The 12,545-nt window shown below is 60.4% G+C and carries 5 protein-coding genes and 3 rRNA genes; 2 read left to right on the top strand and 6 right to left on the bottom strand.

The window, feature by feature from the left end:
* Positions 1-7: 7 nt before the first annotated feature.
* From BTUS_RS04735 to BTUS_RS04710, 6 genes are all read right to left on the bottom strand, one after another.
* A complete protein-coding gene (locus tag BTUS_RS04735; protein ID WP_013074971.1) occupies positions 8-1,303 on the bottom strand; it encodes a homoserine dehydrogenase in 1,296 nt (431 codons plus the stop codon).
* 146 nt (positions 1,304-1,449) lie between these two features.
* The gene (locus BTUS_RS04730; RefSeq protein ID WP_169307939.1) at positions 1,450-2,343 is read right to left on the bottom strand and encodes an NAD(P)-dependent oxidoreductase; all 894 of its coding nucleotides are present in this window, start codon (positions 2,341-2,343) and stop codon (positions 1,450-1,452) included.
* 99 nt (positions 2,344-2,442) lie between these two features.
* On the bottom strand, positions 2,443-3,321 hold the full coding sequence (locus tag BTUS_RS04725; RefSeq protein WP_013074969.1) for a hypothetical protein: 879 nt from the start codon (positions 3,319-3,321) through the stop codon (positions 2,443-2,445).
* 180 nt (positions 3,322-3,501) lie between these two features.
* Positions 3,502-3,618: ribosomal RNA gene (gene rrf / locus BTUS_RS04720) — 5S ribosomal RNA — on the bottom strand.
* Positions 3,619-3,652: 34 nt separating this feature from the next.
* Positions 3,653-6,610: ribosomal RNA gene (locus BTUS_RS04715) — 23S ribosomal RNA — on the bottom strand.
* Positions 6,611-6,713: 103 nt separating this feature from the next.
* Positions 6,714-8,253, bottom strand: a 16S ribosomal RNA gene (locus tag BTUS_RS04710).
* The 16S, 23S and 5S rRNA genes sit together here, the layout of an rRNA operon.
* A gap of 790 nt (positions 8,254-9,043) precedes the next feature.
* Between BTUS_RS04710 and BTUS_RS04705 the strand changes: the two genes are divergently transcribed.
* Positions 9,044-11,050 carry a hypothetical protein gene (locus BTUS_RS04705; RefSeq protein WP_013074968.1) on the top strand — a complete coding sequence of 669 codons (2,007 nt, stop codon included), beginning with the start codon at positions 9,044-9,046 and terminating at the stop codon, positions 11,048-11,050.
* 124 nt (positions 11,051-11,174) lie between these two features.
* Positions 11,175-12,524 carry a CoA-disulfide reductase gene (locus BTUS_RS04700; protein ID WP_013074967.1) on the top strand — a complete coding sequence of 450 codons (1,350 nt, stop codon included), beginning with the start codon at positions 11,175-11,177 and terminating at the stop codon, positions 12,522-12,524.
* Positions 12,525-12,545 lie beyond the last annotated feature (21 nt).

The raw sequence follows: 12,545 nt of genomic DNA, 5'->3' as shown, positions 1-12,545 counted from the left end.
GAGACGCCTAATGTTCCACGTGCAAAGGCGCGTGCACCGTATGCACCACTTCGTGATCCCGCAAACGGGCCACCGCGTCCATCAAATTCCCCTGGCGGACCGAATGGGTAACCACGACGATTTCCGCCAGATCTCCTTGGGAGGACTTTTGCAACATCGAGGCGATGCTGACCCCGTACTGCCCGAGTACTGTGGCAACCGCGCCGAGCACCCCGGGACGGTCCACCACCAGGGCCCGCAAATAAAACCGTGAACGGGTGTCCTCGATGGGTTTGATCGTCTTCCGCCGATAGCAGGGACACAGCATTCGGCCCCGCACCCCGTCCCGGAGATTCCGCACCGCTTCCACCACATCCCCGGCCACCGCACTGGCGGTGGGCAACTCCCCTGCCCCCAGGCCGTGGAACATCGCTTGGCCAATGGCGTCCCCCCGGACAAAAATCGCGTTATACGCACCTCCCACCGCGGCCAAGGGATGATCCCGGGGCACCAAGGTCGGCCGTACGGCGATCTCGATCGCCTCCTCCGCCTCGTCCTGTTTGGCAACGGCCAACAATTTGATGATGTACCCCAACTCCCCGGCGTACCGGATATCCCGGTCTGTCACTTCGGTAATTCCGGTGACATCCACCTGCGGGAACACCACCCAGGAATTGAACGCCAGAGACGCCAGAATCGCGATTTTCCGCGCCGCGTCGTATCCTTCCACATCTGACGTCGGATCCGCTTCGGCGTACCCCAATTGCTGCGCTTGGTGAAGGGCCGTCGCAAAATCCGAGCCTTCTTCGGTCATCTTCGTCAAAATATAATTGGTGGTCCCATTGATAATGCCCATGATTTCCGAAATCCGGTTGCCGGCGAGACACTGTTTCAAAGGTCGAACGATGGGGATTCCCCCCGCAACGCTGGCCTCAAACAGCAAATCGCACCGGTGCGCTTCCGCCGTCTCCAAAAGGATCCGGCCGTGCTCGGCGATCAAGTCTTTGTTGGCCGTCACGACGCTCTTTCCGTTGCGCAGGGCCCGCAACAAAAGCTCGAGGGTATGGTCCATGCCCCCCATGACCTCGACGATGATATCCAGGTCGGGGTCGTCGACCAAGCTGTCGGCATCCGTGGTCAACAGATCCTTCGGCACGTCCACAGTCCGCTCTTTCCCAGGATCGCGCACGGCGATCTTCTCGATCCGCACAGGAATGCCCGCCCGCAGCGCAATATCTTCCGCATTGCGCTGCAACACCCTGTACACCCCCGTGCCTACCGTCCCGAGCCCCATCAAGCCGACACGTACAACATCCCGTTTCATCTTCCTCATCCCCCCATGGACGCGCCGATCCATTTGTCTACCGTGAATGAACAGTCATCCATACACGGTAGACATTATATATCGAGTCTCGGAATTCGCCAAGGGGGAAACGCCGGAACAACTCTCCATTTCCCCAAAACCGCTGATCACGACCGTTTTTCCACGACAACCCCGGCCTGGCGTTCCAGTGGTTTCACCAAAGCGGAAATATCTTCCGAGCCCAGGCCCTCCGCGGCCGCCTCCCGAAACACTTGCTCGGCCACAGCCCCTTCCAGGAGGCGAATCCCTTCACCCCGGCCGAGGTCATTGGCCAGGCGAAGATCCTTGTAAAGCAAATCCACAGTGAATTTTGGAGTAAAATCCCTCTGTAAAATACAATTCGGGATACTCCGGTGCAACATTGCGCTCTCCCCGGTGGATACGGCCAAGACGTCATAAAGCAATTTCGGATCGAGACCCATTCGACTTCCCAGGACAAAGCCTTCCACCAAGGCCTCTTGGGTGATCCCGATGATTAGTTGATTCACAAGCTTAGCAATGTTGCCCGCTCCGCTGGGGCCGAGGTAGAAAATATGCCGGCCCATGGCCTCGAATAAAGGATGGCAGCGGCGAAACGCTTCTTCCTCGCCACCTACCATGATGGCCAGGGTGCCCGCTTCCGCCCCCATCGGACCGCCGCTGATCGGCGCATCGAGATGAGAAATCCCTCGTCTTTTCGCTTCTGCCGCCAGCCTCCGCGAGGTATAGGGGCTGACCGTACTGTGATCCACCACCACCCCTCCGGCCTTCATGGCAGAGAGAACGACTGAACCCACTGCGTCTACGACGGCATCGTCGGGCAAACACATCAAGACCACGTCGGTCTGGGCGGCCAAATCCCGCAGATTTTGAACATAGTGCAGCCCTTCTGCCTGTAATGTTTCGATGACCGCCTGGCGGCGCGCAAAAAAAAGAGTCTCAAATCCGGCTCCTTTGAGACGGCGCGCCATGGGGGCTCCCATAGTCCCCACTCCGACAAACCCGACCCGCACGGGCATCATTCCCCCCATCCCAGTCCTGTCCCTGACCGATTATTCTTCTCGCATTATAACATAGAGCGCGGCCGCCCGGCGGATAAACGGTGCGGCCGCATCAGGGCACTAATGGAGGGGTTGTTTTTCCAAGTGCATATCTCCCAGATGTTCATCCATGTAGTTCATCGTAAAACTGACCCGCTGCACGTCGCCGTCTGCAAACTCTCTGGCCAATAACCTCGCCACTTGGTTGGTCGTCGCCTTGCCCGGCGGCTGCCAGAATTCCACCCGACCCGTCACGCTGTTATCCAACTCATCCACCGCCACCAGGCCGATCGGTTCATGATGACCGTTATGGAGATGATATTTGGTGTGACTTCCCTCTTCTTTATAGAGAGAGAGATGCAGAGTTTGACGTCGGTCCCGATTCCGACGCCGGCGTTTCGGCGACCGATCATTGGCCGACAGCCGGTTTTTCGCGGATTCCTTGTTGGACTCCGCGGAAGGGTCGGCGGAGACCCCGCGCCAGGACGAGGTTTGAAAACCATCCAGATCATATTCGGGGCCTTCGTCTCCGTATTGTTCGTCCTGATCCTCGGGAGCCGACCCATTTACAATTTCACCTTTGGCGGTTTTGCGCGCCTCTTTGCGATTCGCCCCGGAAGTGTCTGGGGCGGAGTCGTGTTCTGCTTCATTTTCCTCGCGATGACCAGTCCAAGTCGCTGGACCTTCCAAGACCGGATCGATATCTCCGTACATCATCACCACTGTGGCATCGTTGATGTCCAGCGCCCCGGCCAAGCCCGCCACGTAGTCTTGAATGTGACTCACCACCGCGTCAACCTGATCATCGGGTAATTTCCCGCTGTCCAACTGGATCGTCCCGGTCAGTAAATGCCCTTCTCGATAGACGAGATATACATCTCCTATCCAGCGGTGAGACAAAAAAATCCCCAATGATTCCCCACCGGCGGTTCGAAGTTCCGGACGCAACACCACCTGCATCGGCCAATCCCTCCCTCGGTCGACACTCGGAAGTATTATGCCCGGGAAGGGTTGAATCCACGCCTATGCCGATTCAAAGCTACTCATTCGCCATCCCGGCGGATGCCCTCAACCCGAGAGATCTTTGAAAGTACATATCAAAGCCCCGCAGGTGGTTACCTGCGGGGCTTGCGGGAACGCGCCCGGCAACGTCCTACTCTCCCAGGGCCCGGCGGCCCAAGTACCATCGGCGCTGGAGGACTTCACTTCTGTGTTCGGGATGGGCACAGGTGTTTCCCCTCCGCTCTCGTCACCCGACCCTCGTTCCCTCAAAACCGAAAAGCCACCACAGCGCAAGAAAGCCTCGACCGATTCGTATCCGTCCGCTTCACGCCTCGCGGCGCTTCCACGCCGGACCGATCTACCTCGTCTTCTCCAAGGGGTCTTACCACCTTACGGTGTGGGAAACCTCATCTTGAGGCGGGCTTCGCGCTTAGATGCATTCAGCGCTTCTCCCTCCCCGACTTGGCTACCCAGCGATGCGCCTGGCGGCACAACTGGGACACCAGCGGTCGGTCCATCCCGGTCCTCTCGTACTAAGGACAGCCCCTCTCAAGTTTCCTCCGCCCGCGGCAGATAGGGACCGAACTGTCTCACGACGTTCTGAACCCAGCTCGCGTACCGCTTTCATGGGCGAACAGCCCAACCCTTGGGACCGACTTCAGCCCCAGGATGCGATGAGCCGACATCGAGGTGCCAAACCTCCCCGTCGATGTGGACTCTTGGGGGAGATCAGCCTGTTATCCCCGGGGTAGCTTTTATCCGTTGAGCGACGGCCCTTCCACTCAGTGCCGCCGGATCACTAAGCCCGACTTTCGTCCCTGCTCGAGACGTCCCTCTCGCAGTCAAGCTCCCTTGTGCCTTTGCACTCGCCGCGCGATGTCCATCCGCGCTGAGGGAACCTTTGGGCGCCTCCGTTACCTTTTGGGAGGCGACCGCCCCAGTCAAACTGCCCACCTGACACTGTCCCCCGACCGGTTCACGGCCGCAGGTTAGAAGATCAATCCGCCAAGGGTGGTATCCCAACGTCGGCTCCCCCCGGGCTGGCGCCCGGAGTTCTCCGCCTCCCACCTATCCTGTACATGACCGACCCATCTCCCATATCAGGCTACAGTCAAGCTCCACGGGGTCTTTCCGTCTAGCCGCGGGTACCCTGCATCTTCACAGGGACTACAATTTCACCGGGTCTCTCGTTGAGACAGCGCCCAAGTCGTTACGCCTTTCGTGCGGGTCGGAACTTACCCGACAAGGAATTTCGCTACCTTAGGACCGTTATAGTTACGGCCGCCGTTTACTGGGGCTTCGGTTCAGGGCTCTCACCCTTCCCCTTAACCTTCCAGCACCGGGCAGGCGTCAGCCCCTATACTTCGCCTTCCGGCTTCGCAGAGACCTGTGTTTTTGCTAAACAGTCGCTTGGGCCTCTCCTCTGCGGCTCCCTCGGGCTCCCTCCCCACCGGCCCATGGCTTTCGCCCAGGCCGGTGGGGACCCCTCACCCTACCGGAGCGCCCCTTCTCCCGAAGTTACGGGGCCATTTTGCCGAGTTCCTTAACGAGAGTTCTCCCGGTCGCCTTCGGATCCTCTCCGTGCCAACCTGTGTCGGTTTCCGGTACGGGCACCCAGGTCCTCGCTAGAGGCTTTTCTCGCCAGTGTGAACCCAGGGACTTCGGTACTCATCTTCCCTCCCCATCACGGCTCAGGCTTTCCGCCACGCGGATTTCCCTGCGTGACCCCCTCGCCGCTTGGACGGCCTCTTCCAGCCGGCCGCTCCCCTGTCCTCCTGTGTCCCCCCTTCGCTCAAACGGACCTCGGTGGTACGGGATTCTCCACCCGTTGCCCTTCGCCTACGCCTTTCGGCCTCGGCTTAGGTCCCGACTAACCCTGGGCGGACGAACCTTCCCCAGGAACCCTTCGGCTTTCGGCGGACAGGATTCTCACCTGTCTTTCGTTACTCATACCGGCATTCTCACTTCCCGCACGTCCACACGCCCTCCCGGTCGTGCTTCCCCCACGCGGGAACGCTCCCCTACCACAGTCTCCTGTCCGAGGCTTCGGTCGCGGGTTTGAGCCCCGTTTCATTTTCGGCGCAGCCGCACTCGACCAGTGAGCTATTACGCACTCTTTCAATGATGGCTGCTTCTAAGCCAACATCCTGGTTGTCTTCGCACGGCCACTTCCTTTCCCACTTAACCCGCCCTTGGGGACCTTAGCCGTCGGTCTGGGCTGTTTCCCTCTCGACCGCGGATCTTATCACTCGCAGTCTCACTGCACGGCATCCGACGACGGCATTCGGAGTTCGACTCGGCTCGGTAACCCTCGCGGGCCCCTCCCCCAATCGGTGCTCTACCGCCCCCGCCTTCACCGCCGCACGCTCGCCCTCAAGCGATTTCGGGGAGAACCAGCTATCTCCGGGTTCGATTGGCATTTCACCCCTACCCCCAACTCATCCTATGGTTTTTCAACACCAACAGGTTCGGGCCTCCATGGCGTTTCACCGCCACTTCACCCTGGTCAGGGGTAGATCACCCGGTTTCGGGTCTGCCGCATGAAACTCTCGCCCTCTTCAGACGCGCTTTCGCTTCGGCTCCGGCCCTGAAGGCCTTAACCTCGCTTCATACGGCCGCTCGCCGGTTCATTCTACAAAAGGCACGCCGTCAGGCTTAACGTCGCCCTCCGACTGCTTGTCGGCACACGGTTTCAGGTCCTCTTTCACTCCCCTCCCGGGGTGCTTTTCACCTTTCCCTCACGGTACTCTCCGCTATCGGTCGCTGGGGAGTATTTAGCCTTGGGAGGTGGTCCTCCCGGATTCAAGCGGGATTCCTCGTGCCCCGCCCTACTCGGGGTCCGCCCCGGAGCCCGGTCGGTTTCGGATACGGGGCTCTCACCCTCTCCGGCGGGCCTTCCCAGACCCTTCTCCTACCCACCCGGTTTCTCACTCCCTACGGGACGCCCCTCGACCCCGGCCCCCTAAAAGACCGGTTTAGGCTTCTCCCCGTTCGCTCGCCGCTACTTGGGGAATCGCGGTTGCTTTCTTCTCCTCGGGGTACTGAGATGTTTCAGTTCCCCCGGTCTGCCCTCGACGACCTATGCATTCAGCCGCCGATGCCGCCTCTCCCAGACGGCGGGTTCCCCCATTCGGACACCCCCGGATCCCAGCCTGCTTACGGCTCCCCGGGGCGTTTCGGCGTTCGCCCCGTCCTTCTTCGGCTCCCAGCGCCTAGGCATCCACCGTGCGCCTTTCCTACTTTCTCTCGCTGCGTGGCTTTTCAGTTCTCAAGGAACAAGAGAGAGCCTCGCTCCCTCAGAATCAAACAGTACGCCCACCCCAACCCCTTCGCCTTGCCTTGCTCCCTAGAAAGGAGGTGATCCAGCCGCACCTTCCGATACGGCTACCTTGTTACGACTTCACCCCAATCATCGACCCCACCTTCGGCGGCTGGCCCCTTCCGGTTGCCCCACCGACTTCGGGTGTTGCCGACTCTCGTGGTGTGACGGGCGGTGTGTACAAGGCCCGGGAACGGATTCACCGCGGCATGCTGATCCGCGATTACTAGCGATTCCGCCTTCATGCAGGCGAGTTGCAGCCTGCAATCCGAACCACGAACGGCTTTCAGGGATTCGCTCCAGGTCGCCCCTTCGCTCCCCGTTGTACCGCCCATTGTAGCACGTGTGTAGCCCAGGACATATGGGGCATGATGATTTGACGTCATCCCCGCCTTCCTCCGGCTCCTCGCCGGCAGTCCCCTGTGAGTGCCCACCCAGGGTGCTGGCAACACAGAGCAAGGGTTGCGCTCGTTGCGGGACTTAACCCAACATCTCACGACACGAGCTGACGACAACCATGCACCACCTGTCTCCTCTGTCCCAAACGGGAACCCTCCATCTCTGAAGGTGTCAGAGGGATGTCAAGCCCTGGTAAGGTTCTTCGCGTTGCTTCGAATTAAACCACATGCTCCACCGCTTGTGCGGGCCCCCGTCAATTCCTTTGAGTTTCAGCCTTGCGGCCGTACTCCCCAGGCGGAGTGCTTATTGGGTTTCCTTCGGCACGGATGGGCATCCCCACCCACACCTAGCACTCATCGTTTACGGCGTGGACTACCAGGGTATCTAATCCTGTTCGCTCCCCACGCTTTCGCGCCTCAGCGTCAGGCGTCGTCCAGCAAGGCGCCTTCGCCACCGGTATTCCTCCTGATCTCTACGCATTTCACCGCTACACCAGGAATTCCCCTTGCCTCTCCGACCCTCAAGCCATGCCGTATCCGTGGCCCCTCAGCGGTTGAGCCGCTGCCTTTCACCTCGGACGTGCATCGCCGCCTGCGCGCCCTTTACGCCCAGTGATTCCGGACAACGCTCGCCCCCTACGTCTTACCGCGGCTGCTGGCACGTAGTTTGCCGGGGCTTCCTCCTTGGGTACCGTCCCTCACCGGGTCCCCCCGGTGCCCTCGTCCCCAAAGCCAGAGGTTTACAACCCGAAGGCCTTCGTCCCTCACGCGGCGTCGCTCCGTCAGGCTTTCGCCCATTGCGGAAGATTCCCTACTGCTGCCTCCCGTAGGAGTCTGGGCCGTGTCTCAGTCCCAGTGTGGCCGTCCACCCTCTCAGACCGGCTACGCATCGTCGCCTTGGTGAGCCGTTACCCCACCAACCAGCTAATGCGACGCGGGCCCACCCGACAGCGGGTTTCCCCTTTCCCGCCAAGAGCATGCGCCCCTGGCGCCTATCCGGAATTAGCGCCCGTTTCCAGGCGTTGTCCCGGTCTGTCGGACAGGTTGCCCACGCGTTCCTCACCCGTCCGCCGCTGATCTCCCCGGGGCAAGCCCCGGGGAGACCCGCTCGACTTGCATGTATTAGGCACGCCGCCAGCGTTCGTCCTGAGCCAGGATCAAACTCTCCGTGAAAAGATTCATCCGGGCTTGAAGTGGCGTACTGTTTGATTCTCAAGGATCGAGGTGCCGCTTGAAGCGGCGACAAGAGATACTCTATCACATCCCGGTCGATGATGCAACCGGTAGTTCGTGGAAACGCCCGCGGCCTCCGCCGCGCATCGCTTCCCGGCCGCCCCGGGGGTGAGCCCATCGGGGCAGCGAAGATGATTATAGGCCCGCGGAGGGCCCGGACTCAACCCGGGTGATCCCCGGATTCGCCAGGGCAACCGGCCTCATTCGCCCATATGCGCCCGCACGCTCGGGAATGCGCGATTTTTTACCGGCCAATGCGGGCGAATGCGGCCGAATGCCGGAGCCAGCCGCTCCTCGCCCCCCCGGAGGCCGCGGGGCGGCGACTCCGCCCTCACATCGATGATCGGCCCGCCGCAGCACACAGGGACACCGCCACCCGCGTTGCCCGGAGATTTGACGGTACCAGACAAGGTTTCCGATTACTCTGTCCAATGTCTCCCTGCCGCATACATTTTTATGAAGTAGTTTTTCAAAAGGTGGACACACCACCCCCCTCGATTTTCGACGGCCCATATTCTTCCACCGGCCACACCCCCGCTCACGTTAAACCGCACTACATATGGCATGCGGAAATTCCTTGCGCAGGTGGTGCGAGGTGATCCCTTTGCAGGGCATCCTCGCGGACTCCCTCCGTCAGTTGACCGGACTCCACAGCTAACGATACAATAAAGACGATGCCAAAATGTGCTAATCGTCGATCATATTCCAATGAGAGAGGAGACTATACAAAATGGACCTCCATCGCACCACCACCTGGTCCGCCGCCGCTCTGGTCGTCGTCACCCTCGGATCCCCGATTGCCCTCGACACCAGTTCGGCCCAGGCCGCCGATCTCACCTCCGTCTCGGCACCCCGGAGTGTCGTCACCCTCTCGGCGGCCCCCACCTCGCCCGCCACAAAGGACGGCTCCTCCGCGGGCCTGCGGTTTCTGGGACCTCCCGAGCGCACCCCTCCACCGCCAGACGCTTTGCCGGAAGAAAAGGCGGTGGCCCGGGTGCGCGCCCTTTTCGGCGGCCTGAAGGAGCTCCCCTACGTGCGGGCATTTTACAATCCACAGGGTCTTCCCCCGGAGATTTTGCCACGCGCGGGCGGGACAGTTGTGCCCACTTGGAATCTGACGTTTTCAGCGGCAGACCTGTCGATACCCCGGGACCCATCCTCCCCGCCCGTGGATATCCTTCACGCTGACGTCGACGCCTTCACCGGAGATATACTTGGGTTCTCGCGAAATAATCCGGCTTGGGCCGGCGATCAACCGGTGGATACCCAGATGGCCGTGAAGGTCGCTTCCCAGTTTTTACAAACGATTCCCCCTCCCTTTCCAGATTGGGCTTTCGTTGACGTGAACTCCTTCAGTGAGACCCAGATCACCGGTCCCGTGCCGCCCCCGAGCGCAGACCCGGGTCCAACCACAGGGCCGACGGTGAGGCCGGAGGACGCCGCCCCCGGACCCCAAAGCGATTCTTCACCAAACCCGGCCGGCTCCCTTGCCGGACAAACTCGCCTTGACTGGCGCTACGCCGATGTGCGTTTTGGCGAGAAAGTAAACGGGATCCTGTTCCCACAAAATTCGATTCACATCTCCGTCGACCCATTCGGTCACGTAGTCCAGATGCGCATCGAACGGCCTTTCGACAGCTCCAAGTTGCCAAAACCCACCGGGGTGATCTCCGCGGACCAGGCCCGCCGCGCTTTGTCCGATCAACTTCAACTGGAGAAACAGTATCTGGAATCGCCATTCCAGTTCAACGCCCAGGGGCAAGCCGTGCCGACCTACCAACCGATTCTCGGTTATTTTGCCGGCAATGTGGCTGCCGTGGACGCCTTCACCGGAAAGCCGGTGCAATGGGTATACCCCTCCTTGGTGAGCACTACGATTAACCGCACCTACGAGGCAAACGGGCGGGGTGATACCCTAGTGGCCACAGACCGACAAAGTGCCGAGCGCCTTTTGGCTAAACTCATGCAGATCGATCTGTCCGGGATGACCTTCCGCTCCCGAACGCTGCCCGGGGAATCGGCCTTCGGGGACGGATACAAGATCTACACCTGGACCCAGCTGCCTCCCCAGTCTTCTGACAGTTCGCCGGGATCAAACCCTGGCACCCCGACGCCCAGTGCGCATACGGAATCAGTGCCGCAGAAAGAGATCACGGCGGTCCTCGATGCCGCTGGCCATTTGGTCACCGTGAACATGAATTTTGAAGCCCTGCGGGGTAAGCCGGCGACCGTCACGACCCGGGAGGGAGAAGCGAAGGCCGTCGCTTTTCTCCAGCAGGTCTTGCCGGGCGGCACACAGAGCCTTCAACTGGCCCGGGTAACCGACTTGTCCAACCCGCGACGGCTGCCGGACTGGTATGATCCCGCTAAAGATCCGAACAATCTTTTCCAGCCAATTCCGGTCTATCTCTACGCCTTCTTCCCCCTTCATCAGGGGGTGCCCATCGCCGATCACAGCTACCTGGTGAGCGTCGATGCCACCACCGGGCACGTGGTGGGATTCTCCATCCCGCCGGCACCGAGCCTTGCCCTGCCCGACAATGTCAATACCCTTGCCGCAGACAAGGCCAAAGAGATTTTCATGCAAAATCAACCGATTCACTTGATCTATCGCTGGCCGGAGTTGGGCAATCAAGTCGCTCCCCAGGCACAACTCATCTACGAGTTCGATCCCGCTCACCTCATCCAATATATCGACGCCTTGACCGGTAACGTGAAATTTCTTGACCGACCGTAACGGCGCGCCGTTGGCTTAAAAGAACAGCCTTCCGAAAACGAGTGGGCGGCCCATCCCTCATCCCCCGTTGTGTGTCCCGCCGTACCTCGGGTAGTATAAAGAGGAGCGAAAGGGGCTGAAAACAATGAGAAAACGCTTTGTCATCATCGGCGGGGACGCAGCGGGGATGAGCGCCGCGTCGCAAATCCGCCGCCTGCAACCGGACGCGGAAATCCTCGCCTTTGAAAAGGGATCGACCCTCTCCTACGCCCAGTGCGGCCTTCCGTATCTCATCGGGGGCGTGGTGCCGGAGGCCAGGAATTTAATCGCCCGCACCCCCGAGGAGTTTCGGGACAAGTACCGCATCGAGGTTTTCATCCGCCACGAGGTCACGAAGATTCTGCCCGAAGAAAACGCGGTGATCGTGAAAGATCTGGCCGAGGGAAGCGAGAAGCGCTTCTCTTACGACACCCTCCTCATCGCCACCGGGGGACACGCCATTTTTCCCCAGTGGGAAGGACGGGACCTGGAAGGGGTTTTCCCCCTCAAAGATATGGACGACGCCCTCCGAATTCAGGGTTGGGTGCGAAAGGAACATGTTTCCAAGGTCGTCATCGTGGGCGGAGGATACATTGGCCTGGAGATGGCCGAGGCGTTTCATCATTTAAAGAAAGAAGTCGCGGTGTTGGACTTGGCGCCCCAAGTTGCGGGCACCTTTGACCCGGAGATGGCACACCTGGCCCAACAGGAATTGGAGCAAAATGGCATTCGCGTGGCTCTGAACGAAGAGGTGGTGGCTCTGCGAGGAGAGAAAGGCCGCGTCACGGGGGTGGAAACAAAGACGGGCTTTCACCCGGCTGACCTTGTGCTCGTGGCCATCGGAATCCTCCCCAACAGTGAGCTCGCCAAGAACGCAGGAATTGAGTTAGGAGTCAAAGGGGCGATCCGCGTCGACGACAGGCTGCGGACCAATCGGCCGAATATTTACGCCGCAGGTGATTGCGCCGTTCACCATCACCGGGTGAAAGAGGCCGAAGATTACATTCCCTTGGGAACGACGGCCAACAAGCAAGGGCGCATCGCCGGGACCAATATGGGCGGCGGGGATGCGCATTTTGCCGGAGTGGTGGGGTCGGCGATCATGAAGGTGTTGAATGTGGCGATGGGCAGAACCGGGCTGTCGGAGCGCGAGGTCAAGCAGCTCAGCGTTCCCTACGAGGTCGTATCCATCCGCTCCCGGGACCACGCCGGTTACTACCCGAACGGGGAGCAGCTACACCTGAAACTGCTCTATCACAAGGAGAATCGGAAACTGCTTGGGGCGCAAATCGTGGGGAAACACGGGGTGGACAAGCGGATCGACGTGATCGCCACCGCCTTGTACGCAGGCTTAACCATCGACCAGCTGCAGGAACTGGACCTGTCCTACGCCCCGCCCTTCAATTCCGTGTGGGATCCGGTCCAACAGGCCTCAACGGTGGCCGGGCGGTCGTAATTCTTGTCCGCGACTCCCAAA

This window comes from Kyrpidia tusciae DSM 2912 (assembly GCF_000092905.1).
Taxonomy (GTDB): domain Bacteria; phylum Bacillota; class Bacilli; order Kyrpidiales; family Kyrpidiaceae; genus Kyrpidia; species Kyrpidia tusciae.
Note: the sequence above shows the minus strand (reverse complement) of the source record. Positions and strands in the feature narration are given on the sequence as shown.

Bases quoted from the DNA above. Each gene is read 5' to 3' on its own strand.
- BTUS_RS04725 (WP_013074969.1), bottom strand. From the start codon at position 3,321: ATGCAGGTGGTGTTGCGTCCGGAACTTCGAACCGCCGGTGGGGAATCA.
- BTUS_RS04730 (WP_169307939.1), bottom strand. From the start codon at position 2,343: ATGATGCCCGTGCGGGTCGGGTTTGTCGGAGTGGGGACTATGGGAGCC.
- BTUS_RS04700 (WP_013074967.1), top strand. From the start codon at position 11,175: ATGAGAAAACGCTTTGTCATCATCGGCGGGGACGCAGCGGGGATGAGC.
- BTUS_RS04735 (WP_013074971.1), bottom strand. From the start codon at position 1,303: ATGAAACGGGATGTTGTACGTGTCGGCTTGATGGGGCTCGGGACGGTA.
- BTUS_RS04705 (WP_013074968.1), top strand. From the start codon at position 9,044: ATGGACCTCCATCGCACCACCACCTGGTCCGCCGCCGCTCTGGTCGTC.